23 protein-coding genes are annotated in these 23,484 nt (G+C 58.6%); 11 read left to right on the top strand and 12 right to left on the bottom strand.

Annotated elements, in window-relative coordinates; translation table 11 throughout:
* The first annotated feature begins 44 nt into the window (after window positions 1-44).
* Together pncA and pncB are read left to right on the top strand one after the other, a co-directional pair.
* Window positions 45-653 (top strand): bifunctional nicotinamidase/pyrazinamidase, encoded by a 609-nt coding sequence (gene pncA / locus BUB72_RS11585; protein WP_073143898.1) that lies wholly within the window; start codon window positions 45-47, stop codon window positions 651-653.
* Window positions 646-1,938 (top strand): nicotinate phosphoribosyltransferase, encoded by a 1,293-nt coding sequence (gene pncB, locus BUB72_RS11580; RefSeq protein WP_073143896.1) that lies wholly within the window; start codon window positions 646-648, stop codon window positions 1,936-1,938. The genes pncA and pncB overlap by 8 nt, the downstream gene beginning before the upstream one ends.
* Window positions 1,939-1,970: 32 nt before the next feature.
* Here pncB and arfB read toward each other — a convergent pair whose 3' ends face one another.
* Together arfB and BUB72_RS11570 are read right to left on the bottom strand one after the other, a co-directional pair.
* The gene (arfB, locus tag BUB72_RS11575; protein WP_073143894.1) at window positions 1,971-2,393 is read right to left on the bottom strand and encodes an alternative ribosome rescue aminoacyl-tRNA hydrolase ArfB; all 423 of its coding nucleotides are present in this window, start codon (window positions 2,391-2,393) and stop codon (window positions 1,971-1,973) included.
* Between the two features lie 42 nt (window positions 2,394-2,435).
* Window positions 2,436-4,622 (bottom strand): DEAD/DEAH box helicase, encoded by a 2,187-nt coding sequence (locus BUB72_RS11570; protein ID WP_073143891.1) that lies wholly within the window; start codon window positions 4,620-4,622, stop codon window positions 2,436-2,438.
* Between the two features lie 188 nt (window positions 4,623-4,810).
* Between BUB72_RS11570 and BUB72_RS11565 the strand changes: the two genes are divergently transcribed.
* On the top strand, window positions 4,811-5,152 hold the full coding sequence (locus BUB72_RS11565; protein WP_073143889.1) for a RidA family protein: 342 nt from the start codon (window positions 4,811-4,813) through the stop codon (window positions 5,150-5,152).
* Between the two features lie 236 nt (window positions 5,153-5,388).
* Here the strand turns inward: BUB72_RS11565 and BUB72_RS11560 are convergent, their stop codons facing one another.
* Together BUB72_RS11560 and BUB72_RS11555 are read right to left on the bottom strand one after the other, a co-directional pair.
* Complete coding sequence (locus BUB72_RS11560) at window positions 5,389-6,015, bottom strand: queuosine precursor transporter (protein WP_073143887.1); 627 nt, start codon at window positions 6,013-6,015, stop codon at window positions 5,389-5,391.
* Window positions 6,016-6,291: 276 nt separating this feature from the next.
* A complete protein-coding gene (locus BUB72_RS11555; RefSeq protein WP_073143885.1) occupies window positions 6,292-6,759 on the bottom strand; it encodes a lytic transglycosylase domain-containing protein in 468 nt (155 codons plus the stop codon).
* A gap of 360 nt (window positions 6,760-7,119) precedes the next feature.
* On the opposite strand from BUB72_RS11555, the gene BUB72_RS11550 reads away from it, so the two are divergent.
* Complete coding sequence (locus tag BUB72_RS11550; RefSeq protein WP_073143883.1) at window positions 7,120-7,647, top strand: lysozyme inhibitor LprI family protein; 528 nt, start codon at window positions 7,120-7,122, stop codon at window positions 7,645-7,647.
* A gap of 176 nt (window positions 7,648-7,823) precedes the next feature.
* On the opposite strand, the gene BUB72_RS11545 is transcribed toward BUB72_RS11550, so the two are convergent.
* Entirely contained in the window at window positions 7,824-9,008 is a 1,185-nt protein-coding gene (locus tag BUB72_RS11545; protein ID WP_073143881.1) for an amino acid aminotransferase, read from the bottom strand.
* Window positions 9,008-9,856: a 3-mercaptopyruvate sulfurtransferase gene (gene sseA / locus BUB72_RS11540; RefSeq protein ID WP_073143879.1), complete on the bottom strand. Its 849-nt coding sequence runs from the start codon at window positions 9,854-9,856 to the stop codon at window positions 9,008-9,010. Before sseA ends, BUB72_RS11545 begins: the two co-directional genes overlap by 1 nt.
* A 473-nt stretch (window positions 9,857-10,329) precedes the next feature.
* Here sseA and BUB72_RS11530 point away from each other — a divergent pair, with 473 nt between their 5' ends.
* The 4 genes from BUB72_RS11530 to BUB72_RS18630 all read left to right on the top strand — a co-directional run bounded on the left by BUB72_RS11530 (window position 10,330) and on the right by BUB72_RS18630 (window position 15,013).
* Entirely contained in the window at window positions 10,330-12,216 is a 1,887-nt protein-coding gene (locus BUB72_RS11530; RefSeq protein ID WP_073143874.1) for a serine hydrolase, read from the top strand.
* 135 nt (window positions 12,217-12,351) lie between these two features.
* Window positions 12,352-13,434: a serine hydrolase domain-containing protein gene (locus tag BUB72_RS11525; RefSeq protein ID WP_073143872.1), complete on the top strand. Its 1,083-nt coding sequence runs from the start codon at window positions 12,352-12,354 to the stop codon at window positions 13,432-13,434.
* Window positions 13,435-13,468: 34 nt separating this feature from the next.
* Complete coding sequence (locus tag BUB72_RS11520; RefSeq protein ID WP_073143871.1) at window positions 13,469-14,674, top strand: helix-turn-helix domain-containing protein; 1,206 nt, start codon at window positions 13,469-13,471, stop codon at window positions 14,672-14,674.
* 156 nt (window positions 14,675-14,830) lie between these two features.
* Window positions 14,831-15,013: a hypothetical protein gene (locus BUB72_RS18630; RefSeq protein WP_139250665.1), complete on the top strand. Its 183-nt coding sequence runs from the start codon at window positions 14,831-14,833 to the stop codon at window positions 15,011-15,013.
* Between the two features lie 270 nt (window positions 15,014-15,283).
* On the opposite strand, the gene BUB72_RS18970 is transcribed toward BUB72_RS18630, so the two are convergent.
* Complete coding sequence (locus BUB72_RS18970; protein WP_217653855.1) at window positions 15,284-15,481, bottom strand: hypothetical protein; 198 nt, start codon at window positions 15,479-15,481, stop codon at window positions 15,284-15,286.
* Between the two features lie 214 nt (window positions 15,482-15,695).
* Between BUB72_RS18970 and BUB72_RS11510 the strand changes: the two genes are divergently transcribed.
* Complete coding sequence (locus BUB72_RS11510; protein WP_073143869.1) at window positions 15,696-16,382, top strand: HAD-IA family hydrolase; 687 nt, start codon at window positions 15,696-15,698, stop codon at window positions 16,380-16,382.
* A gap of 88 nt (window positions 16,383-16,470) precedes the next feature.
* Here BUB72_RS11510 and smpB read toward each other — a convergent pair whose 3' ends face one another.
* The 3 genes from smpB to dapA are packed head-to-tail and all read right to left on the bottom strand — an operon-like array spanning window position 16,471 to window position 18,807.
* Window positions 16,471-16,956 (bottom strand): SsrA-binding protein SmpB, encoded by a 486-nt coding sequence (gene smpB / locus BUB72_RS11505; RefSeq protein WP_073143867.1) that lies wholly within the window; start codon window positions 16,954-16,956, stop codon window positions 16,471-16,473.
* A gap of 55 nt (window positions 16,957-17,011) precedes the next feature.
* Window positions 17,012-17,926, bottom strand: a complete 915-nt coding sequence (locus BUB72_RS11500; protein ID WP_073143865.1) for a glutaminase — start codon at window positions 17,924-17,926, stop codon at window positions 17,012-17,014.
* A gap of 8 nt (window positions 17,927-17,934) precedes the next feature.
* Window positions 17,935-18,807, bottom strand: a complete 873-nt coding sequence (gene dapA, locus BUB72_RS11495) for a 4-hydroxy-tetrahydrodipicolinate synthase (RefSeq protein ID WP_073143862.1) — start codon at window positions 18,805-18,807, stop codon at window positions 17,935-17,937.
* Between the two features lie 145 nt (window positions 18,808-18,952).
* Here dapA and BUB72_RS11490 point away from each other — a divergent pair, with 145 nt between their 5' ends.
* Window positions 18,953-20,893: a lytic transglycosylase domain-containing protein gene (locus tag BUB72_RS11490; RefSeq protein WP_175549155.1), complete on the top strand. Its 1,941-nt coding sequence runs from the start codon at window positions 18,953-18,955 to the stop codon at window positions 20,891-20,893.
* On the opposite strand, the gene BUB72_RS11485 is transcribed toward BUB72_RS11490, so the two are convergent.
* Both BUB72_RS11485 and mnmC2 read right to left on the bottom strand, forming a co-directional pair.
* Window positions 20,883-21,752 carry a DMT family transporter gene (locus tag BUB72_RS11485; RefSeq protein WP_073143857.1) on the bottom strand — a complete coding sequence of 290 codons (870 nt, stop codon included), beginning with the start codon at window positions 21,750-21,752 and terminating at the stop codon, window positions 20,883-20,885. The genes BUB72_RS11490 and BUB72_RS11485 overlap by 11 nt on opposite strands.
* Complete coding sequence (gene mnmC2, locus BUB72_RS11480; protein WP_073143856.1) at window positions 21,749-22,396, bottom strand: tRNA (5-methylaminomethyl-2-thiouridine)(34)-methyltransferase MnmC2; 648 nt, start codon at window positions 22,394-22,396, stop codon at window positions 21,749-21,751. The genes BUB72_RS11485 and mnmC2 overlap by 4 nt, the downstream gene beginning before the upstream one ends.
* Before the next feature lie 51 nt (window positions 22,397-22,447).
* Here mnmC2 and BUB72_RS11475 point away from each other — a divergent pair, with 51 nt between their 5' ends.
* Window positions 22,448-23,482 carry an NAD(P)/FAD-dependent oxidoreductase gene (locus BUB72_RS11475; RefSeq protein ID WP_073143855.1) on the top strand — a complete coding sequence of 345 codons (1,035 nt, stop codon included), beginning with the start codon at window positions 22,448-22,450 and terminating at the stop codon, window positions 23,480-23,482.
* Window positions 23,483-23,484: the final 2 nt, after the last annotated feature.

The raw sequence follows: 23,484 nt of genomic DNA, 5'->3' as shown, positions 1-23,484 counted from the left end.
GCATGGCCCTAGCAAGTTCAGGCGAAATCCCGGGAGGATGAGATATGCGCGCAGCCGACGAAGCCTTGATCGTCATCGACGTTCAGAATGATTTCTGTCCGGGTGGGGCGCTGGCCGTTGCAGGTGGCGACGGGATTGTTGAGTCGATCAACGCGCTGATGACCGAGTTCCAAGCGGTTATTCTGACCCAGGATTGGCATCCCGAGGGGCATTCATCCTTTGCGTCGTCTCACGAGGGGCTTGAGCCGTTTTCAGTCACCACCATGCCTTATGGCCCGCAAGTGTTGTGGCCGGATCATTGTTTGCAAGGAAGCCAAGGGGCTGCGTTTCATCAGGGCCTGCACACCGATCCTGCACAAATGGTTGTGCGAAAGGGTTTTAACCCCGCAGTAGACAGCTATTCTGCGTTTTTCGAGAACGATCAGACCACGCCCACAGGGTTGGAGGGGTATCTGCATACGCGCGGGATTGCGAAGCTGACGATGGTTGGGCTGGCGCTGGATTTCTGCGTGAATTTCTCTGCCGTTGACGGTGCCAAACTTGGCTTCGCGGTGAGCGTCGACAAAAACCTGTGCCGCGCAATTGATATGGACGGCTCGCTTGAGGCCGCACTGGAAAATATGAAACGCGCGGGAGTGCAGCTCAATGGTTGATATCGCGACACGGGTTTATAACCACAAATGGAAGATCGACCCAATTGTGCGATCTTTGATCGACACCGATTTCTACAAGCTGTTGATGTGCCAATCGGTTTTTCGCAATAAGCGGGACACCAATGTCACCTTCTCGCTGATCAACCGGAGCAAGGATGTCCGCTTGGCGGATCTGGTGGATGAAGGGGAATTGCGAGAGCAACTTGATCACATCCGCTCGCTGTCTCTGTCCCGCGGCGAAAGCACTTTTCTGCGCGGCAACACCTTCTACGGCAAGCGCCAGATGTTCCGCCCTGATTTCATGGAGTGGTTCGAGAATGTCTCGTTGCCCGCCTACCATCTTGAAAAACGCGATGGCCAATATGAGCTAACATTTGAAGGCAAATGGCCCGAAGTCATGCTTTGGGAAATTCCGGCGCTGGCTGTCTTGATGGAACTGCGCTCTCGTGCTGTTTTAAAGGACATGGGCCGGTTCGAGCTTCAGGTGCTCTATGCACGGGCGATGACGCGGTTGTGGGAAAAGGTTGAGAAGCTGCAAGGCGTTGACGATCTGCGCCTTGCGGATTTCGGAACGCGCCGCCGGCATAGCTTCATGTGGCAGGACCGATGCGTGCAAGCGATGCAGGAAGGGCTCGGCGATAAGTTTGTGGGCACGTCGAATTGCCTGATCGCGATGCGCCGCGAAGTCGAGGCCATCGGGACAAATGCGCATGAGTTGCCCATGGTATACTCCGCATTGGCCGAGAGTGACGAGGCGTTGAGGCAGGCGCCCTATGACGTGCTGGCCGACTGGCACGAAGAACATGAAGGCAATCTACGCATCATTTTACCCGACACCTACGGCACGGACGGGTTTCTTGCCGGTGCGCCGGATTGGCTTGCTGGATGGACCGGAATTCGTATCGACAGTGGCGATCCGGCGGAAGGTGCCGAGCGGGCCATTCGTTGGTGGAAGTCGCGTGGAGAAGACCCGACGCAGAAGCTGGTGATTTTCTCAGACGGGCTGGATGTCGACAAGATCATAGAATTGCAGGCCCAGTTCCGCGGGCGGGTCCGTGTTTCGTTTGGTTGGGGGACGTTGCTGACCAATGATTTCAGGGGGCTGGTGCCCAATGACGGCCTCGCACCGTTCTCTCTGGTATGCAAAGCCGTGTCCGCAAATGGCCGTCCGACGGTGAAGTTGTCTGACAACCCCCGCAAGGCAATGGGACCAGCGGAGGAGATCGCACGTTACAAACGCGTCTTCGGCGTCGGTGATCAGGACGAAATCGCAGTTGTGGTCTGACACTCGGTTGGCAGACCTAGAATAACAGTACATCAGTCGTCGTCATTGACCTTCCCGCGAAGGGATTTGACTTCGCCGCGCTGTTTTTTGGCTGCAATTCTGCGGCGTTGAGATCCAAGCGTCGGGCGTGTCTTTATCCGCCGCTTGGGTGTCTCCAGCGCTTTCAGGATCAGCTCACGCAGCCGAACTTCCGCGAGCTCGCGGTTGCGGGCTTGGGAACGGGTCTCTTGCACAAAGATGATCAACGCGCCGTCATTGGTCCAGCGCCGTCCCGCTAGCCGTTTCAGGCGGGCCTTCACCGGACCGGTCAGATTTGGGGATCGCTCCGCCTCGAAACGCAACTCGACCGCTGTGGAAACCTTGTTGACGTTTTGCCCGCCCGGCCCTTGGGCGCGGGTGAAGCTTTCGGTCAATTCCCAATCTTCAATCGTAATGGAGTCGTTCACGCGGATCATAGGGCTTTGATACCCCATGATCCGCGTGATGAATACGCCGGATTAAGGCTTGCCTTTACCGCGTTTCGGAGTGGCGCCAGCCCCTTTGTTGACACGCGGCTTCACCTTGCCACCCGGAGGCGTGAAGCGTTTGGACGTGTCATTGGCGCTTGCCGCAGGGCGCTTGCCCGCAGGTTTGCCACCATCGGCTTTGTTGAACGGCTTTTTGCCGCCGGGCTTCTTGTCGAAACGCGGCTTGTCGCCATCGGTTTTGCGGAACGGCTTGTCACCGTCGGCCTTGCGAAAAGGCTTCTTGCCGTCGGGCTTCTTATCGAAAGCGGGCTTGTCACCCTTCTTCTCGTAAGGGGCTTTGTCTCCGCGTGGTTTCTTATCGTATGGCTTCTTGTCGCCTTTTTTGTCGAAAGGTTTCTTCTCATACGGTTTTTTGTCACCGGCAGGACGCGGCTTGTGATCTGTCACCGCACCCGCTGGCCGCGCATCGCTGATGCTTTTGCCAGTCTTCGGTTGCTCCGTCGCTGCTGGACGCGGCGGCGTATCATAGTCGCCGCGATGCGGTTTTTTCTCGTATGGTTTCTTGTCATACGGTTTTTTATCGTAGGATTTCTTTTCGTAAGGCTTCTTGCCAGCACCACCTTGTGGGCGCGGCATGGACGTGAAGTCCGGTGCCTTATCAAGGCGCGTTACAATCGCCCCGTCTTCCAGTTTCATCCCGTCGCCAAGCGCCTTCAGGAAACCGTCAACGCTGGTTTTCAAAATCTCGACGAAACTTGCGTTCTGCTGAATGCGGATTGCGCCGATATCGTCTTTCGTCAGATCACCCGCGCGGCACATTGCCGGCAGAAGCCAGCGTGGCTCTGCGTTGTCCTTGCGACCGACAGAGATCGAGAACCAGACGCTTTCACCGAATGCAGGGCGTTCTTTTGGCGCGTCGGAGCCGGACGGGGCCAGATCTTCCGGTGCGGATTGACGTTCGCGGAACAGGCGGGTGTAGGCGGTCGCGATTTGCTCGGGCGAGAACCGCTCGACCAGCTTTGCGACCAGACCGGCTTCGCTATCCGTTGCCGTGTCGACCCAGACCGGATCGTTGAACAGGCGTTCTTCATCGCGGGCGTTTACATCGTCGGCGGAGGGGGCCTCGACCCATTCAGCTTTGACCTTTGCCCCTTGCAACAAGCGCTCGGCCTTCCGGCGCATTTTGGCAGGGACGATCATCGCGCTGACGCCTTTGCGACCAGCTCGGCCCGTCCGGCCAGACCGGTGCAGCAGCGTTTCGTGGTTGTTTGGCAGTTCTGCGTGGATGACCAGCTCAAGATTGGGCAGGTCGATCCCGCGTGCCGCGACGTCGGTGGCCACGCAAACGCGCGCACGGCCATCACGCATGGATTGCAATGCGTGGGTGCGTTCGTTCTGGCTCAATTCGCCGGACAAAGCGACGACCGAGAAGCCCCGGTTTGAAAAGCGGGTCGTCAGGCGGTTCACCATGGCGCGGGTGTTGCAGAACACGATCGCAGTGGGTGCTTCGTAATAGCGCAGAACGTTGATCAGGCTGTTCTCGGCATCGCGCGGGGCTACGGCCATCGCACGGTATTCAATGTCAGAGTGCTGGCTGTTCTCGGCTTTTGTCGAAACGCGGATCGCATCTTTCTGGTAGCTCTTCGCCAGTTTGGCGATGGACGCCGGAACCGTTGCCGAGAACATCAAGGTGCGGCGGCTTTCCGGCGCTTCGGACAGGATGAACTCCAGATCTTCGCGGAAACCGAGGTCCAGCATTTCATCAGCTTCGTCAAGGACAACAGCACGCGCTTCGCTCAGGTCGATCGAGCTGCGTTGAATATGGTCGCGCAAGCGGCCCGGTGTCGCGACGACGATATGCGCACCACGGTCCAATGCACGTCGTTCGTCACGCATGTCCATGCCGCCGACACAGGACGCCACGACAGCACCAGCCTTTGCGTAAAGCCACGACAACTCGCGTTTGACCTGCAACGCCAGTTCGCGGGTCGGGGCAATCACAAGGGCGAGCGGTGCTGCGGCGCGGCCGAATTTCAGCTCGTCACCAAGCAAGGTCGGTGCAATTGCGAGGCCGAACGCGACTGTCTTGCCGGAACCGGTTTGCGCAGAAACCAAAAGGTCCGCGTTGCCGTATTCGTCATCGGTTACTGCTGTTTGGACTGGAGTCAGGTCGGTGTAGCCGCGCTCGGTCAGCGCGTCTTGAATGGATTGTATCACGGGTCACGTCTTTCTGGTCAGGGCAAAAAGGAAAAAGCAGCCACCCCTATTTGGCCACAAACGCGGCCCGTGCCCTGAGCGCGCACCGCAAGTGGGCGGCAATACGCTGGTTGGGCGCTGTTGTATAGGGGGTGCGTTCAAACGGCACAGGGCATACAGTTTTCCGCAGCAACAGGAGGCAGCAAAAAATGATCGAAAGAATTGAAACAGGTGCGCGGTCGAGCAAGGTCGTGAAGCACAATGGCGTGGCCTATATCACCGGTCAGGTCGGCGAAGGAAACGGCATCAAGGAGCAGACCGAAGAATGCCTGCGCCGCGTTGATGCCATGCTGGCCTTGGCGGGATCCTCACGCGAAAAAATGCTGCGGGCTACGGTTTGGCTGGCGCATATGTCCGATTTTGCGGGGCTCAACGAGGTCTGGAATGCGTGGGTACCAGAAGGTCACGCGCCGGCGCGAGCGTGCGGCGAGGCGCGGTTGGCGCGGCCGGAACTGCTGGTCGAAATTATCGTCGACGCCGCATACGACTGATTTCAAAAAGCAAAGGGCGCCCACAGCACGGGCGCCCTTTGACGAGATCTGATGGAGGTGGGTCAGGTTGATCCGTGACCGATACCTCGGTGTGGGTTAGGGGGCTGCCCCTAGACACGCACCTCCGTACCTTGCCTGACACCTTGCTCCAATATCACTCTAGACATGGACACCTCCTTTCAATGGTTGCTGTTCAAGGGAAAGGTGCCACATCTTGTGGATAACTCAAGAGTTTTCTACGCAGTTTTGTGTGAAAGTTTCGCAACGATCATCCGGAAGGGGATCAATGCCAGCAAGGCTACGGCCAGTTTTACCGACCAGTCGGCGATGGCCAGAGAGACCCAGAGCGGCACCACGGGGCCTTGTCCGAGCAGGGGAATAGCCTCCCAAGCCCATGAAATTGCTTCATCATTTCCAGTGCCAAAGAGTGTGATCGAGGCGGAGAATGCGATGGTGAAGAACAGCGCGGTGTCGACGATGGAGCCGATGAGGGTCGAGGCCAGCGGGGCTTTCCACCAGACGCTTTGGCGCAGGTGGTTGAAAATCGACACGTCTAAAAGTTGTGCAGTCAGAAACGCGATGGCGGAGGCCACGGCGATGCGCAGCGGGACGGCGGGGCCGTATTCCAGCATGATCTGCGAGCCGATGAGGGAGCAGGCGATGCCTACGAAAAAGCCAGCGAAAACAACGTGCCGCGCGGCTTGCGGGCCGTAAACGCGGTTCATCACATCGGTCACCAGAAAGGCGATGGGGTAGGTGAATGCGCCCCATGTCAGCCAGTTGCCGAACAGGAATTGCACAAGGATGTTGGAGGCGACCACAACGGCGGCCATGGCAAGGATGCCGGGGAGGAGACGTGTCATAATGGGTTCCGTTTTGACAAGGTAGCGGAGACTTGTTGGTGAGGACGCCGTTTAGGGGAACGGTGGAATGGGGGCAAGAGTTAACGTGGAGAACGGTGATTTTCCGGCGGTGGTGGCGCGACCGCTCGAGACCTGCGTTAACCAAGGCTGCACAGGGGTTTTGTGCTGTCTGCAAAGCGTCGGCGATGCGTCGGCATTCCGTCGGACCTTGAACGGGGCTATGTCGGGCAGGGCGTCAAAAGGTTAACGCGCTTCGGGGGGTGCGGACCGCGGTCTTTAGCCGGACCGCAAGCCGGTCTCGACCAGCATCCCGCGGCGCTTGGCCTCGTAGTAGTAGCCGCGCGAATACCACTTTACCGCCTCGTCATGGCTGCCATCGGAGAGCAGCCACGCGCCGCGCAGATATTTGACGGCGTATTTCAGGTTGGTCTCCGCATCCAGCAGACTATTCGGCGGGCCGCGATGGCCCATGGTGCGGGCCGTGGCGGGCAGGATTTGCATCAGGCCATAATACGGCCCGTTGCGGGCCTCGGGGCGATGGGTGCTTTCGCGGATGATCTGGCGATGCACCAGCGCGCGCGGCACCTCGTAGAGGTCGGCATATTTGTTGATGAGCACCCGCAGCTCTGGCGTTTCGTTCGGATGCAGCGGGATCGTCTGCCGCTGCTCCACGCTCTCTTTCGGGGCGGAACTTGAGCAGGCGGGCAGGGCCAGCAGCATGAGGATGAGAAATGCACGTATCATGGGGGATGGGATAAACGCGCTGGGGAAATCTGCCAAGCGCGGTGTTTTGGGATAGGCGGCTTGTTGCTAGGGGGTGAGGGCCGATTGAGTAGATGCAAGAATCTCCAACAGTTGTTGGAGGTTTTGAACAGCGTTTTGGGCGGCGTCAATCGGCGTGGTTTGAGCACGTGCCACAAAAAGGAGAGGTTCACTCAAAGCGTAGAAGTGGGGCGAAGTGTCATGGTCATGCGCGTGACAGACATCAACCGAAAAAGCGCTTGACCGTACGGCCTCATCTGGCCATTTGTCCATCAAACGGAAGGCCACTTGAGCAGCGTTTGGTCAATTTTATTTTAAGCGATTTATTATAAGGAAATACTTATGCTGAAACAGATATTAGCCTTTGGTTTGGTGATTTTAGGCGCTAGTGCACAAGCAGATGACTGGGAGGCAGCTTCCGCCGAATACGATAAATCCTATCTTCAGGTTGAAGCGTGTTTTGCAAATGAGTCTACCTATCAGGAGTCTTGCGTCATAGCAGGCATTCAAGAGTGCGTGAAAGACTTGGAAACAGTTCTCGAAAGCAAAGGACTCCCTATTCCCGGAGGAGCCGCGGTGTCACCTGCCGAGTATTGTAACTACATCGGCGTGGAACGCGCTGACGAACATCTGAATGCTGTTTATCAGCGTGTACTAGAGCAAGGACCGGCGCGACCTGACAACGAAGAAGGGATCGCTAATCTGCGCGCTGCTCAGCGGCTCTGGCTTCAGTTCGCGAATGGAATGTGTTCCGAAGAGAATATTGTAGGTTGGCACGCGGGCGGTTCGGGGTGGGGAGCGACAACCGCTGAATGCACTACGCGCCTTTCAATCCAGCAAGCTCAGAATTTGGAACGCTACTTTTACTGAAGTTGGCCGCTCATAAATGGGATGCGATGCAATTTTCGACTCAGAGGCTTGCGCCTTGCACTTGTAGCGAAGAGTTGGAAGACGGAGCCGCGATTCGAAAGCCTTCCCAAAACCACCCTTTGTTGAATGGTTCGCCAAAACCAACATTGGTGCCATTGCGACAGAGCTTCCCCCCCCTAAACCCCTGCCGCCACAATCGCATCCGCTAGGATCGGCACCGATTGCGCGTTCAGGCCTGCGATGTTCAGGCGGCTATCGGAGACCATGTAGATGCCGTGGCTCTGGCGCATTTGCTCGACCTGCGCCTCGGTCGCGCCAAGGCGCGAGAACATGCCGCGGTGCTGGGCGATAAAGTCGAAGCGGTCGGAATTGGTGCGCTGGCGCAAGGCGTCCGCAAGGGTCTGGCGCAGGGTGAGCATGCCGGTGCGGATGCCCTCCAGCTCGGTCAGCCAGTCGGCGCGCAGGGCCTCGTCGTTCAAGACCATCGTCACCAACCGCGCGCCGTGATCGGGCGGGAAGGAGTAGTTCTGGCGGTTCAGGAAGGCCACGGTGCCTTGGTTTAGCGGCGTTTTGGCAGGGTCTTGGGAGACCGCCATCAGCAGGCCCGCGCGTTCGCGGTAGACACCGAAGTTCTTGGAGCAACTGGCGGCGATGAGCATTTCGGGCTGGGTTTTCGCCAAGTGGCGTGGGCCGAAAGCGTCTGCGTCTAGCCCGTCGCCAAAGCCCTGATAGGCGATGTCCACGAAGGGGATCAGTTGCTTGGCCTTGAGGAAATCCGCGACCTCCTGCCACTGGCTGGCGGTCAGGTTCGCGCCGGTCGGGTTATGGCAGCAGCCGTGCAGCAGCACCACATCGCCGGGCTTGGCGGTGTCCAGATCGGTGAGCATGCCTCCGAAATCGACGCCGCGGGTTTCTGCGTCGAAATAGCGGTACTCGGCCATCGGCATGCCGAGGTACTTGATGATCGACGGGTGGTTGGGCCATGTGGGCGCGGACAGCCAAACGGTTGCCTTGGGCGCGGCCATGCGGATCAGCTCCAGCCCCTGACGGATCGCACCCGTTCCACCGGGGGTGGCGGCGGCGGCGACCTGATCCTTGGAGACGGTATCGTTCAGGATCAAACTGCGCAGCGCGTCGTGATAGCCCGCGTCGCCCGCGAGGCCGGTATAGCTTTTGGTGTCCTCGACCTGCCAGAGTTTTTGCTCGGCGGCTTTGACGGCGCGCATGATCGGGGTCTGGCCTTCGGCGTTCTTGTAGACGCCGACGCCGAGGTCGACCTTGTCCTCGCGCGGGTCGTCGCGGAAGGCGGTCATGAGGGACAGGATTTTGTCGGCGGGTTGGGTTTTGAGGGCTTCGAACATTATCCGGTCTCCACGGCAAGCTGGTCGAACTGGCCCCATTCGGCCCATGAGCCGTCATAGAGCGAGTGGTTGCGGTTGCCGATACGCTCCAGCGCGAGGCTGAGGATCGCGGCGGTGACGCCGGAGCCGCAGGTGGTGATGACCGGTTTGGACGGGTCAACCTTGGCGTTGTGGAAGATTTCGCGCAGGTCGGAGACGGATTTCATCGTGTCATCGGCGTTGAGAACCGACTTGTAATGCATGTTCTGCGAGTTGGGGATGTGGCCGGAGCGCAGGCCCTCGCGGGGCTCGGCTTCCTCGCCCTTGAAACGCGGCGCGCTTCTTGCATCCAGAATGGTGTGGTCGCCAAGTTTGGAGGCCGCGGCCACTTGCGTGACGTCGCGCACCAGATGGGCTTGGCGGTGGATGGTGATGTGGCGGTCTTTGTGAATGGGGGGCAGGTCTTCGGTCGGGCGGCCCTCGGCCAGCCATTTGGGGTAGCCGCCGTCCAGCACGGCCACGTCGTTCTTGCCCATGAGGCGGTAGAGCCACCAGACGCGCGCCGCCGAGAACAGGCCCGCGCCGTCATAGACCACGATCTGATGACCGTCACCGACGCCAAGGGCGCGGGAGCGGGACATGAATTTTTCCACCGGCGGGGCCATGTGGGGCAGCGACGACCGCGTATCGGAGATGTCGTCAATGTCGAAGAACCGCGCGTTCGGGATGTGGCCGCGGTCGTATTCCTCGCGGCCATCGCGGTTCATGTCGGGCATGTACCAAGAGGCGTCGATGATCCTAAGGTCGGGATCATTGAGGTGATCCTCCAGCCATTTGGTGGATACGAGGGTTTTGGGATCGTCAGTCATTGGGAAGCCTCCAGACGGGATTGCCTTTTGGTAGACCCGTGGCGGTTTGGAGGCAAGTGGGGGGCGCATCATGGCGTCAAAACGGGAAAGCATTGCGCGTTGGGTGGGGAGGTTGAGAACTCGACTTCTGGAAGTGTGAAAGGTCGGCTATGCGGGACAAAACCGACATTTACGATTGCGATGCCAAAGTCTGCTTCTGCACACGTTGCGACAGCGAGAAAAATACCTGTGGCGCGCACGGTAGATCGGTGTTTTTCCGCACAGCAATGAAGGTCATCGGTCGGGAATTCAAAGGCTCTTGGGGCAAAAACGAATCCCGGAAGGGGCGTGACTACATCGATACCAATGTCCAACTCTTCAGGGCGAGACGCGATCCTTGTCCTATTGGGCTGGGACGGACGCTTCAAAAGACATTGCCGGGCTAGAGGGGCGGCGACGGCACATTGGTGTGCCTCGCAATCCAGGAGATTCAAATGACCCAATTCGACCCAGTCGCCATTAATGGCGGCGTTTCTGAGGTTATCAACAGTTATGATGGTCCGGCCCCGGCTCTTATTTTTGAAGCCTACAGAGATGGGGTTTCCGTCAGCGCCGCGACCGGCACTGTCGGGCTCGATGACCTCACAGTAGCCACCACGGACGACAAGTTCGAAATCGGCTCGCAAACCAAGATGATGACTACAACTGTACTGCTCCAATTGGTGGATGAAGGGCACTTCTCGCTTGATGATCGCTTGGTGGACGTGATGGATGTGACCCCGCTGTCGTGGATGCCAAACATCGAAGAGGTGACCATTGAGCAGCTGATGACCCACAAGTCGGGAATACCCGATTATGTGAACACCGTTGGAGTTCAACAGGGGATGGAGGAATTGCTGAGCCAAGACCCGCCCCAGCCAATCGGAGTCGAAGAGTTCCTGCAGCTCTTCGAGGCGGCCAACCTGCCGGCCACGGCCGAGCCGGGCGCAGAAATCAGTTACAGCAATACTGGCTTTACGCTGTTGGGACTTTTGATCGAGAACGCGACCGGAAGCTCTCTCGCTGATGAATTTCAGACGCGAATCTTCGATCCTGCGGGCATGAGTTCGACCAGCCTGCCGAGTTTCGAACTTCCAGACGGAGTCCTCAAATCATATTTGGCAGTGACGAACGACCTGTTTCTGGAAGTTACCGATTTGCCGATTGCAGAGCATGGAGAGGGCGGTGTAATCTCGACGACCGGCGACATGATCCGCTTTATGAAAGCTCTGGTTATCGACGGCACTTTGGTTCCGGAAAGCCAGATGGGCGCATTGGAAGAGTTCTTTGCCAGCGTATCGGATACCGCGGACAGTGAATTTATCGGCCATCAAGGCGCATCTTTTGGATCACTCTCAGTGACACTCGTTCATATGCCGACAGGAACGATTTTCTCGGCGGTGGAAACAATGCGCTACGGCCAAGCTGACCTGAGCGAAGAAGTCTACGAGGCGTTCGGGGAACTGTTGGGGAATCCCGCCTTGCACACGGATTACACCAATGGCGACGACATAGATTTCGCGGCCTCGGCAGCTGACCTCGAGATCAACGAAACGATGGGAACTGACGGTGACCTCGAAACATTATTGACTATAGACGGCGTAACCTTGTCCTTCGACGGTTCCCTCTCGACTCTCGAAACCGAAAAGCTCTCGTTTGAAGACGGATCGATCCTGTTTGTAGCCGATGCGGCTGGTTCAGACTTTCACGTCCAGCACATGGCACGCGATGCCGCCACAGCTGACAATCAGATCGTCGGTTTATCGGGCGATGATCATCTGGTTGGTGGTAGAGGAGATGACAAGATCTCCGGCGGTGCTGGTGACGATCATCTTATCGGCCGACGAGGTGACGACACCATCTTAGGCGACGAAGGTGACGACAACATTGCAGGAAATCGTGGAAACGATTACCTCTCGGGCGGCAACGGCAACGACAATATCTCAGGTGGGCGCGGCGATGATTGGCTCGACGGTGGCAGCGGAGATGATCTTTTGCGTGGCGGACGTGGGGATGACAACCTCTCCGGGAGCACAGGCGACGATATCCTGCGCGGCGGTCGCGGCAACGACACACTGGACGGAGGTGAAGGCGACGACATCTTGGTTGGCGGGCGCGGTGCCGACACCTTTGTATTTAGCGCGAACAGTGGCGATGACGTCATCCGGAAATTTGAATCAGGAAAAGACCAGATCGATCTCACCTTGCTCAACCTGACTTACGAAGACCTTCAGGTTGCTGAAAGCCGTGGGGAGCGCAGTTTTGAAGTTCAGCTCGACGATGCAAGCCTTGTGATCAACACCCTGCACGGAGAACTGGCGGAGTCCGATTTCCTCTTTTAACAGATGATCGGTGCAAGTTGATCACCTCTGAGCACTGCAGATTTCTTGCCTCTCCCGCGACAGTCAAAGTTGTGGGAAAGGCTGTCCCAAGCCGTTGTCCATTGGTCCAATCCTACAGGGACAGGCGACATCGGATTGGACGAAGCCCATTTCTGCTGTGAACGGCTAGACGATCTGGCCGCAGCTGGAGGCAAGAAGATCAACCTCATGAACCGACGAAGATTTAGTGCATTGGGCCTAGCGGCGGCATTTGCAGCGATACCGCGGCAGTCTTTGGCGCAATCGGCTGTTCCGGACGCGGCAGGCTATCAGTTTGCTGCAATCAACGATGGCCTGTTAACGGTACGACACGGAGGCATGGCACGCGCTGGCATCGTTGTAGATGACAACACCCTGTTTCAGGTGGCGTCATGCTCAAAGACCGTGACATCACTTGCCGTGTTGACCTTGGTCCGTGACGGACACTTAGCTCTCGACGCGCCCGTGAACCAATTTCTGAAACGCTGGCAGCTACCCGGACTGCGCGGTGACGCGGCCACTGTTGCGGCTCTTATGTCCCACACTGCGGGCACGTCCGTCCAAGGATTTGGCGGATACGGTCCGTCCGAAGACTTACCCGATCTGTTTGAGATCCTCGGCGGTAGGACGCCTGCGAATTCCGGCGCTGTCCGGGCCGGGCCTCGGCTGTTCGGCGGGTTCAGGTACAGCGGCGGCGGAACGATGGTGCTGCAAGCGCTCATCGAAGATGTCACCGGCGAGGCTTTCTCCAGCTACACCTCAAAAGCAGTCCTCCGGCCAGTTGGCGCGTCTACGGCATCTTTCGTGATCATGCCGCGGGCAGCGTTTGCCCACGGTTTTTATGAGACCGGTATGCCAGTGGAAGGCGGGTTCAGACGCCACCCAGAAAGCGCAGCCGCTGGACTGTGGGCGACAGCGTCTGATCTTGCAAAAATCCTTCAAGCGGTACTAGACTCTTTGCGCCGCAGACGCCGCGCCATTCTACCGTTTGAGTTGGCAACACGAATGATCACGCCCGTAGGCGGGCAATCCGGATTAGGTTTGTTCGTTGAACCAGGTCGTGTCATTTGGCACGAAGGACGGAATTTTGGGTTCGATGCCATCATGGCCGCCGATCTTGCAACAGATCACATCCGCGCGGCTGTTGTGAACCGAAACGGTGCTATTGAATGCTACGCACAAGAGTTACTGCCGCGCTAAGTCGCTGACTGGCGTCTCTGAGGAGAGTAGAATTATGGAAAATGTCCTAATCGAGATGACTGCCCTTGGGTCCTTCGCAATCGCAATATTCGGCGCTGCATTTTGTCTGATGCAAACGCGTCCTTCGCGCGTCAGCAGGAGTTTTGCGATATTCTTGGCGGCCATTGCGGTGAACAATCTTCCAGAATCCTTTGCCAAAATCTTGGCATCTTTACCGAGCAGCTATGAAACTGTCGCGGATGTGGTCACTTGGCCCAGTTCCTTTTTGCTTGCCCCGCTGTTTTGGCTCTACGTCGTCCTCCTGACGTCTTCAGAACAACAAAAGCCAACCCGGCTCGCGCTACACTTTGCTTTGCCAGCCGTGTCCGTGGTCGTCGCGATAGTCGTCCTGACGTCCCCCGCAAACGTGCGCGAAACACTTTTCTCAAATGATCCAGTGCTAGACTCTGCATGGGCGATAACACTTGCCTTCATTGTGGGACTGATCCAACTCGCCGTCTTACCGCAAATCGCCTTTTACCTCGCCTCTATATTGCGTCGCCTTTCTAGGTTCCGGCTCAAGTTGCGTGACTACTACTCCAGCACGGAAAAATACGAGTTGCGTTGGATATACACCATAGGCGTATTGGGCTTCTCATTCTGGCTTGCGACGACACTTTTGTCGCTCGGTGCCCTAGGGTTCGAAGAAGCTACTTCCTCGATCAACATTTTGGGAAGCCTCGTCGGCTTCGTTCTCGTCAGCGCATTAACGCTCTGGGGGATACGCCAACGCCCTCCTTTGGCACCCGATGATGACGATGACCGCGCGCCACCCAACGCGCAGTCGGCCGGGAAGTACGAGAAATCGGCTTTGAGTTCGGAAGTATCTGAGCGTTTGAGCCGCAAACTTCGTAACGCCATGGAAGCGGACCACTTGCACCGAGATGCCAACCTGTCGCTCTGGGCTTTGGCGAATCACATAGGTGCGTCGTCAAATTATATCTCTCAAACACTGAACGAGGTGATCGGTGAAAGTTTCTTCGACTTTGTAAACAGCTACCGGATCGTCGAGGCCAAAACCTTGCTCGCAACAACAAACGAATCCGTCTTGAACATCACATACGATGTCGGTTTCAACGCGCGATCTTCTTTCTACAATGCTTTCAAACGGCATACCGGCCAAACACCCACAAGTTATCGAAGAAATGTGTCTCATCGTGATGGGATGGACGACATTACTGCTCAGCGGAACGACATCTGATCCGTCAAGACTGATCAGGACGAACCAAACCACCACTCACGAACAATCAATCCAACTGAGGTTACGACTTCGCGTCCTTTTCGCGTCGCCAATGGCCTTCTCCACAATCCGCACGGTTTCGACCAGTACGGAACCGAAAAGAAAGAAAGATCGACAATGAAAAGATACGTAATTCTTGCTGTGCTCGGACTGAGCGCCTGCGACTCTCCTGCGGAAATTGCAGCGAGCCAACAACTGGATGCCGCCTGTTTGGAAGGGAATATCCAAGCCTGTGCTGCAGTTCAGGCAAGAGTTGATGCTCGAAATCAAAGCCTTGCCACAACAGCCGCAGGTTTTTAGTGACTTGATGGCGTCACCTAGCCTTTTGCGAAGTGTGCTTGTGGCACACCAGTCCGGCTACGCAGGTTCTGATCGGTTCAACCCATCAGAACCTGCAACATGCAATGTGTTTTGCCGAAGTCACGACCCAAGAGATAGGAACCCGCTATGAGCCCGACGACTGGCGCACTTATTGGGTTCTTGATTGGATCGGCGGTAGGTTGGCTTGGCTTAGCTACTATGACCGGCACCATCGGTTTGGGATCCGCGGTAGGCGCAAGCATGTTTGGGTTATTGTCGGCTTTTGATGGCGGAGACAAAAAGTAGCAACCACGAATAGTTCTTTGCAATGACCTGCAAAGTCTCGTGTTGCGGCCGTCCGAACGATGTCCAAATTTTCGGCGATCTATGTTCACCTTGCTTGAGCTGCCCGCCAGCGTTGGATGTCACTGGTAAGGTCTTGATGTAGCCTTTGCTGACCTTCGCCAAGGTCAGCAAAGCGAACCTCAATTGCCATTCGTGCAATTTGCAGCAATAAGCAAATTGGGCTCTTTCCGGTCATTCTCCGCACCGCAGCGTGATTTTTCTGGTCAGACGGCGGCCATGCGGGACTAAGCCGACCTCCGCATAGGCCCATTGGGCGTCTGCTATGGCAAAACAGGCCAACAACCCCTATTGAGGCACCGACTTAATAAATCAGTTCATGATGGGTCTGGTGACAACTCAATCAACCATTGTCTTTGACCTTGATGGTACGCTTGCCGACAGCATCCACGATTTAGTTGCAGCACTTAATCGAACAATTGAAAGACGGGGGTTGGCTCCATTCAACCCGTCAGACATTGCATACTTGACTGGGCATGGTGGGTTAAGAGCGATGATCAAACATGCCTTTGCCTTGAGCGGCTGCCACCTTGAGCAAAGTAAACTGGAAGAGTTGTTTGCAGAAACGGTTGAGGACTATGATCGGAACATCGCAGTTGATACGGTGCTCTACCCCGGTATTCGTGGTTCTCTTGAAGCATTTCAAGTCAATGGATGGCTGCTCGCCGTTTGTACGAACAAACCAATTAAACAGGCAACGAAGCTGCTAGACGAGCTGAACATCGCTCCTCATTTCGTGGCTGTGACAGGGGTTGATAGTTTTGAATTTAAGAAACCAGACCCAAGGCACCTAACCCGAACGATTGAATTAGCTGGTGGACGTACTGATCTAGCCGTGATGGTCGGGGACACGATAACTGACATACTCGCCGCTCAGAATGCTGGTATTCCAGTGGTGGCGGTTGATTTCGGGTATTCAGATGTCCACGTCAAGACGCTCGCGCCAGATCGTGTGATATCCAGCTTTGATGACCTTTATTCGGAAGCAACTTCTCTGATAATCTAAGCTAGAAAATTCCTAAAGCAGACATTCGTCGTCGGCGCAGCATCGGTCAAAGTGGACTCAAAGCCGACATTTACCCCGAGCCCCGCCTCTAGCGGTTTTCCTTCATCAGCCGCGCCTTGGAGCGTTGCCAGTCGCGTTTGGCGGAGGTTTCGCGTTTGTCGTGTAGCTTCTTGCCCTTGGCGATGCCGATTTTGATTTTGGCGCGGCCCTTGTGGTTAAAGTAGAGCACCATCGGGACCAGCGTCATGCCCTCGCGCTGGGTGGCGGACCAGAGCTTGGCCAGCTCTTTTTGCTTCACCAACAACTTGCGGCGGCGGCGTTCCTCGTGCTGGAAGGTTTTGGCCTGCGCGTAGGGGGGGATATAGCTGTTCACCAACCACAGCTCGCCCTCCTCCACGGCGGCGTAGCTTTCCGCGATCTGGGCTTGGCCGGTACGAAGGGATTTGACCTCGGAGCCTTCGAGCATGATGCCACATTCGAGGTCATCCTCGATCGCATAGTCAAAGCGCGCGCGGCGGTTTTCCGACACGACTTTGTAGTTCCGCTCTTCAGCTGATTTGGGTTTATTTGCCATAGTGCTCTTTAGGTAGGGAGGGCGGGTCTTGGGGTCAATCCCAAGAGGCGTTTGGTCAGGTGGACTCGAACACCGACCAGCCCATCGTGCGGGACAGCTGCTCCAGCGCGATGGTGCCCAGCATGGAATTGCCGAAACTGTTGAGCCCCGGCGCCCAGACCGCGATGGAGGCGGTACCGGGCACGATGGCCAGAATGCCGCCGCTGACGCCGCTTTTGCCGGGGAAGCCCACGCGGTAGGCGAATTCGCCCGATCCGTTGTAATGGCCGCAGGTCATCATCAGCGCGTTGATGCTGCACACATGGCGCTTGGCGATCATGTCGTCATCGCTGCTGAGACCCGCCAGAAAGCGGCCTGCGCGGGCGAGTTGCTGGCAGTTCACCTCGATGGCGCATTGGTGGAAATAGGTGCCGAGGGTCAGGTCGCACTCATGCTCCAGATTGTCGGCGGATTTCAGGAAATGTGCCAGTGACCAGTTGCGGTGGCCGGTGATGTTCTCGGAGCGCGCCATTTCGTGGTTGATGTAGATTTTCTCGTCCCCGATGGCGGCCTTCACGAATTGCACGATTTCGGCCAGCGTCTCTTTCGGGCTGCGACCGGCGAGAAGCGCGTCGGTGACGACGATGGCACCCGCGTTGACGAAGGGGTTGGGCGGCCTGCCGCCTGCGAGTTCCAGATCAACCACGGAATTAAAGGCGTTGCTGGTCGGCTCCCGCCCGACACGCTTCCAGAGGCCGTTACCGAAACGGCCGAGCGCCATGGCCAGCGTGAACGCCTTGGACACGCTTTGCAGGGAGAAATCGGTGGTTGAATCGCCGCAGCTGATCTGCTGGCCGTCGGCCAGACAGATCGACATGGCAAACTGGTTCGGATCGACACCGGCCAGTTCGGGGATGTAGTTCGCGACGAGGCCCTTGTCGGGGGCCTCGCGCATGTCTTTTTCGATACGCGTAAGCGTCTGCTCAAGCATACCTGATCCTAATTGATCAGCCCTGCGTGGATCATCGCGTCTTTGATCATCAGGCGGGTGCCCTCTTCCAGCTTGGTCAGCGGGGAGCGCACCTCGTCAGAGCATTTGCCCAAGAGAGACAATCCGTATTTGGCCCCTGCAACGCCCGGTTCGGTGAAAATCGCCTTATGGAGCGGCATCAGGCGGTCGAGCTGGGTCAGCGCGGTCGCATAGTCGCCGTTCAGCGTGCTGGCTTGGAACTCGGCGCAGAGCTTCGGCGCGACGTTGGCGGTGACCGAGATGCAGCCGACGCCGCCATGGGCGTTGTAGCCAAGGGCGGTTGCGTCCTCGCCGGACAACTGGATGAAGTCGGTGCCGCAGGTCATGCGCTGTTGCGGGACGCGGGACAGATCGCCGGTCGCGTCCTTGACGCCGATGATGTTCGGGTTCTTCGCCAGCTTGCCCATGGTTTCCGGCGTCATGTCGACGACGGAGCGGGGCGGGATGTTGTAGATGATGATCGGCAGACCCACGGCGGCGGCGGCCTCGAAATGCGCGATCAGGCCGCGCTGGGTGGGCTTGTTGTAATAGGGCGTGACCACCAATGCGGCATCAGCACCGGCTTTTTTGGCGTGCTCGACCAAGCGCACGGTTTCGACCGTGTTGTTGGAGCCCGCGCCTGCGATGACAGGAATGCGGCCAGCGGCGGTTTGGACCACGGCGTCGACCACGGCGTCATGCTCGGCATGGGTCAGGGTCGGGCTTTCGCCGGTGGTGCCTACGGGAACGAGGCCGTTGGAGCCTTGTTCTATATGCCACTCAACCAAGTGTTTGAGCGCGTCAAAATCCACCGAGCCGTTTTTGAACGGCGTGACCAGTGCGGGCATTGAGCCTTTGAACATGACACGTTCTCCTTTGATTAAGATGTCTCTTTGCTCCGATACCGTTGGCGGAACGTCGCTGCAAGGGGGCAGATGCCATCTTAGTGAGTTGCAAGGGGCGGATACGCGCCTACCTAATGGGGATGAGTCGCGCGAAAGGTTGGTTGTGATTACACGGTTTTGTGGTGCTGTTCTGGCGGTCTGGATGGGCTGTGTGGGCGGCGTGGCGGCACAAGACGCGCCTCCTTTGGCCAAAGCGATTGAAGCCGCCGGATCCCGCGACTGGGACAAGGCGGCGGAGTTGCGGGCCGGACTCTCTGATCCGGTCTCGCGCGAGGTTCTGGACTGGATGCGGATGCGCGGACGGCAGGGCAGCTTTAGCGAATGCGTCGACTTTTTGAGCCGCAACAGCGACTGGCCCGGACTTCCTTTGCTGCGCTTGCGGTGCGAATATTCCATCCCCAGAAGCGGTGTTGCCCCACAGCTGGTGCTGGATTTCTTTGCCGCCACGATCCCGCAAACGGGCACCGGATCGCTGCGCCTGATCGAGGCGCTGAACGCATCGGGCCGGAAAGATGAAGCCGTTCAGGAGGCGCGTCGGGCGTGGCAGGTGTTCAACCTCGCACAGGTCGAGCATGACGCGTTTATCGAGCGCCATGGCGACCACCTGAAGGATTTGCACACGGTCCGGCTTGACCTGCTGCTGTGGCGCGGCGAGGAGAAAGCCGCGCGCCGGATGTTCAATCTGGTGTCCGAGGACTGGGCGAAGCTGGCGGTGGCGCGCCTTGGACTGCGGGGGCTGGATCGCGGTGTCGACAACATGATCGAAGCCGTGCCCGCGACCTTGGCAGAGGATGCAGGGCTTGCCTATGAGCGGTTCTTGTGGCGGGCGCGGAAGGGCCGGACCGAGGGGGCGGTTGAAGTTTTGTTGCAGCGGTCGTTGTCGGTGCAAGACCTTGGGCGACCGATTGAATGGGCGGACAGGCGGCGCTCGATTGCGCGCCAGCTTATGCGCGACGGAAAACATGCGGAGGCCTATGCCATCGCGTCCCAACACTTTCTGACGGCGGGGTCGGCCTATGCCGATCTGGAATGGCTGTCGGGGTTCATTGCGCTGCGGAAGCTGAACGCGCCGAAGCAAGCGCTTGTGCATTTCAATAGCTTTCAGGAAGCGGTGGAGACACCGATTTCCCTAGGCCGTGCCGGATACTGGCTGGGGCGGGCCTATGAGGCGGACGGGAACGCGGAACTGGCCAAGGCGGCGTATGAGTTCGGAGCGCTTTACCAGTCGTCATTCTATGGTCAGTTGGCGGCGGAGCGTGGGGGCGTCCCGCGTGACCCGAAGATGACAGGTGCGGAAGAGTTTCCGGACTGGCGCACGGGCGAATTCACCAAGTCCTCGGTCTATGACGCGGCGGTTACCTTGCATCTGGCGGGGCTGCTAAGCCTGTCGGAGCGGTTTTTGGTGCATCTTGCCGAGAGCCAGACACGTGACGGCATTGGCCAGATGATTGACATGGCGCTTGAATGGGACGAGCCGCATATCGCGTTGATGCTAGCCAAACAGGCGGCGCGGCAAGGCTACGAGATTTATCACGGCTATTTCCCGTTATCGGTGCCAAAGGGTATCAAAATGGAGATACCGGAGGAGTTCGCCCTGTCCATCGCGCGGCGTGAAAGCGAGTTCGACCCGTCAGTGGTGAGCGGCGCTGGCGCGCGCGGCTTGATGCAGTTGATGCCCGGCACGGCGCAGGAAGTGGCAGGCGAGATTGGCGAGGATTATGAGCGGTCCCGCCTGACGGACGACCCCACCTACAATGCACGGCTTGGCACGGCATATCTGCGGTCCTTGTCGGAGCGGTTCGGGGCCAATCCCGTCCTGATGTCGATCGGCTACAATGCCGGCCCAAGTCGGGCGGAGCGCTGGCCCGCGATGTTTGGCGACCCGCGCGGGTCAGATGTGGATGTGGTGGACTGGATCGAGGGCATTCCGTTCCGCGAGACCCGAAACTACGTGATGCGGGTGACGGAAAGTTTCGCCCCGTACCGTGCGCGGTTGAACGGCAAGGTGGACGACATCAAGCTGAGCGACCAACTCAAGCAGTAGCGCGGCGCGCCCGCCACAGAGTGAAAATCCCTGCCGCGATCACCAGACCCGCGCCGACGACCACATTGGTGCGCAGGTCCTCGTTGAACACGAACAGCCCGATCACCGAGACGAACACCAGTTGCAGGTAGGCGAAGGGCTGCACGGCGGAGGCCTCGGCCACCTCGTAGGTTTTGATCAGCAGGTAGTGGCCGGTGGCGCCGGATATGCACAGTGCCAGCATCCAGAGCCAGTCGCCGCGTGCCATGGGTTCCCAGAACCAGATGCCGATTGCCGAAATCGCCACGGCGCCAGCGACCCCCGTCCAGAAGAAACTGGTCGCGGCGGTATCCTTGCGGGCCACATAGCGGGTGAGCAGGGTGTAGAGCGCGAACATCATCGCCGACACAACCGCCAGCAGCGCGTAGGGGCTGAACACGCCCCCGCCGGGTTGCAGGATGACCAGAACCCCGATGAAGCCGATGCCAATCGCGGTCCAACGATAGAGGCCGACCTGTTCCCCCAGAATAGGGCCGGACAGGGCCGCGACGATGAGCGGGTAGGAGATGAAGATCGCCATGCTCTCGATCAGGCCCAGCAAGGTGAATGCGGCGACGAGGATGCAGACTTCCAGCGCAAGAAGCACACCGCGAAAAATTTGCAAAACGGGTTGCTTGGTGCGGGCGGCGTTGGCGATGGAGCCTGCACGTTTTGCCGAGACGGTCAGCACGAAGGCGGCGAAGAACCAGTAGCGGATCATCACCACCATCAGCACGTTGTATTCGCCCGCCAGATAGCGGGAGATGCCGTCTTGCGAGGCGAAGATCAGCATGGTCAGCGACATCAGCATGATGCCGCGTTTGGTGTCGTTGCCGCTCATCTCAGGCGCCCGACGCTCATATGACGTTTGCGCCCGAAGCCTTGCACGCGCTCCACGTCGAAGCCCGCATCGGTGAGGCTGCGGCGCACATGGCCTGCGGCGGTGTAGGTGGCGAATGTGCCGTTTGGGGCCGTGTGTGTGCCGACCTCAAGCATCAATTCGGGGGACCAGAGTTCGGGGTTTTTAGCGGGTGAAAAGCCGTCGAGGAACCACGCATCGGCTTTGCCAGTCCAGCTTGGCAGGGTTTCCCGCGCGTCGCCGATGATGATGTCGGCATGCAGGCGGTCGGTGCGGATCGAGGTTGCGGGCCAATGGTCCAGCAGGGGCGCGGGGTCAAGGTCCGGGAAGGCCTTTAGGGCGGCTTCGATGTCGGTGCGGGCCATGGGGTAGGCCTCGAAACTGGTGAAATGTAGCGTGCCATGGTCGAAGGCTTGCAATGCGGTCAGCATGGACAGGCCGGTGCCGAAGCCAAGCTCCGCGATATGGAAGCCGTCGCGGTAGCGGTTTGGCAAATCGTTTCCTGCGAGGAAGACGTGGCGGGTTTCGTCCAGCCCACCGGCAAGCGAGAAATAGGGATCGTCGAACCTGATGGACACGGGGATTGTGCCGTCGCGCCATTCGAGTTGTGCTGTCTGGTCGCTCATGCCGCTTTGCCTTAGGTTCCCGCAGGGCGACACTGAGTAAAGGGGACAACCTTGTCCAGAGCAGAAGTAACGGTGCTGGGGGCGGGTGCGTTCGGCCTGTCGATTGCATGGGTCTGCGTGCAGCGCGGCGCGCGCGTGCGGGTCATTGACCCGAACGGGGTCGCGGCGGGATCGTCGGGCGGGATCGTCGGGGCATTGGCGCCGCACACGCCGGAGAACTGGAATGACAAGAAGCAATTCCAGTTGGAAAGCCTGCTTATGGCTGGCCGGTTCTGGGCAGAGGTCGAGGACGCCTCGGGGATGACTGCAGGGTATGGCAGGCTTGGGCGGGTGCAACCCGTTCTGGACGCGGCAGGTCTTGCGTTGGCCAACCAGCGCGCCGAAAGCGCGCGGGTGCTATGGGGGGATGCTGCGGAGTGGCGTGTGGACCGCGCGCAGGGTGCTTGGTCGCCCGCCAGCCCGACGGGTCAGGTGATTTTCGATACGCTATCCGCGCGGGTGCATCCGCGTCAGGCTTGTTTTGCTTTGGCGGGGGCAATCGAGGCGTCCGGCGGAGAGATCGTGCGTGACGGTGCTGTAGAGGGCGCAGTGGTCCATGCCACAGGCGTGGAGGGACTGGCGGCCATGACCGCGCAGCACACGCGTCAGGTGGGCAACGGGGTGAAGGGCCAAGCGGTTCTGCTAGCGCATGAGGCGCGTGATCTGCCCCAGCTGTATTTCGACGGATTGCACGTAGTGCCGCATGCCGATGGCACGGTGGCCGTTGGATCTACGTCGGAGCGTTACTTCGAGGCGCCCGCGTCTACCGATGCGCAGCTTGATGACGTCCTCGCGCGGGCGGTGGCGGGCGTGCCGCTGCTTGGCGGGGCGAAGATCATCGCGCGCTGGGCCGGAGTACGCCCCCGTGCGCGGTCACGTGCGCCGATGCTGGGCGCGCATCCGTTCGAGGACGGGGCTTTCGTTGCCAACGGGGGGTTCAAGATCGGCTTTGGCGTTGCGCCCAAAGTGGCGGAGGTGATGGCGGATTTGGTGCTGGAGGGTGTCGACCATATCCCGCCGGAGTTTCAGGCCGCAGGTTGCCTGTAGCC

Source organism: Litoreibacter ascidiaceicola, from assembly GCF_900129235.1.
GTDB lineage: Bacteria > Pseudomonadota > Alphaproteobacteria > Rhodobacterales > Rhodobacteraceae > Litoreibacter > Litoreibacter ascidiaceicola.
The sequence above is the reverse complement of the archived record's forward strand: the minus strand, read 5'-3'. Positions and strand labels throughout refer to the sequence as shown.

What these genes read in the sequence shown, in the direction of transcription:
- pncA (WP_073143898.1), top strand. Translation starts at nt 45, where the DNA reads ATGCGCGCAGCCGACGAAGCCTTGATCGTCATCGACGTTCAGAATGAT.
- pncB (WP_073143896.1), top strand. Translation starts at nt 646, where the DNA reads ATGGTTGATATCGCGACACGGGTTTATAACCACAAATGGAAGATCGAC.
- arfB (WP_073143894.1), bottom strand. Translation starts at nt 2,393, where the DNA reads ATGATCCGCGTGAACGACTCCATTACGATTGAAGATTGGGAATTGACC.
- BUB72_RS11565 (WP_073143889.1), top strand. Translation starts at nt 4,811, where the DNA reads ATGATCGAAAGAATTGAAACAGGTGCGCGGTCGAGCAAGGTCGTGAAG.
- BUB72_RS11560 (WP_073143887.1), bottom strand. Translation starts at nt 6,015, where the DNA reads ATGACACGTCTCCTCCCCGGCATCCTTGCCATGGCCGCCGTTGTGGTC.
- BUB72_RS11555 (WP_073143885.1), bottom strand. Translation starts at nt 6,759, where the DNA reads ATGATACGTGCATTTCTCATCCTCATGCTGCTGGCCCTGCCCGCCTGC.
- BUB72_RS11550 (WP_073143883.1), top strand. Translation starts at nt 7,120, where the DNA reads ATGCTGAAACAGATATTAGCCTTTGGTTTGGTGATTTTAGGCGCTAGT.
- BUB72_RS11545 (WP_073143881.1), bottom strand. Translation starts at nt 9,008, where the DNA reads ATGTTCGAAGCCCTCAAAACCCAACCCGCCGACAAAATCCTGTCCCTC.
- sseA (WP_073143879.1), bottom strand. Translation starts at nt 9,856, where the DNA reads ATGACTGACGATCCCAAAACCCTCGTATCCACCAAATGGCTGGAGGAT.
- BUB72_RS11530 (WP_073143874.1), top strand. Translation starts at nt 10,330, where the DNA reads ATGACCCAATTCGACCCAGTCGCCATTAATGGCGGCGTTTCTGAGGTT.
- BUB72_RS11520 (WP_073143871.1), top strand. Translation starts at nt 13,469, where the DNA reads ATGGAAAATGTCCTAATCGAGATGACTGCCCTTGGGTCCTTCGCAATC.
- BUB72_RS18630 (WP_139250665.1), top strand. Translation starts at nt 14,831, where the DNA reads ATGAAAAGATACGTAATTCTTGCTGTGCTCGGACTGAGCGCCTGCGAC.
- BUB72_RS11510 (WP_073143869.1), top strand. Translation starts at nt 15,696, where the DNA reads ATGATGGGTCTGGTGACAACTCAATCAACCATTGTCTTTGACCTTGAT.
- smpB (WP_073143867.1), bottom strand. Translation starts at nt 16,956, where the DNA reads ATGGCAAATAAACCCAAATCAGCTGAAGAGCGGAACTACAAAGTCGTG.
- BUB72_RS11500 (WP_073143865.1), bottom strand. Translation starts at nt 17,926, where the DNA reads ATGCTTGAGCAGACGCTTACGCGTATCGAAAAAGACATGCGCGAGGCC.
- dapA (WP_073143862.1), bottom strand. Translation starts at nt 18,807, where the DNA reads ATGTTCAAAGGCTCAATGCCCGCACTGGTCACGCCGTTCAAAAACGGC.
- BUB72_RS11485 (WP_073143857.1), bottom strand. Translation starts at nt 21,752, where the DNA reads ATGAGCGGCAACGACACCAAACGCGGCATCATGCTGATGTCGCTGACC.
- mnmC2 (WP_073143856.1), bottom strand. Translation starts at nt 22,396, where the DNA reads ATGAGCGACCAGACAGCACAACTCGAATGGCGCGACGGCACAATCCCC.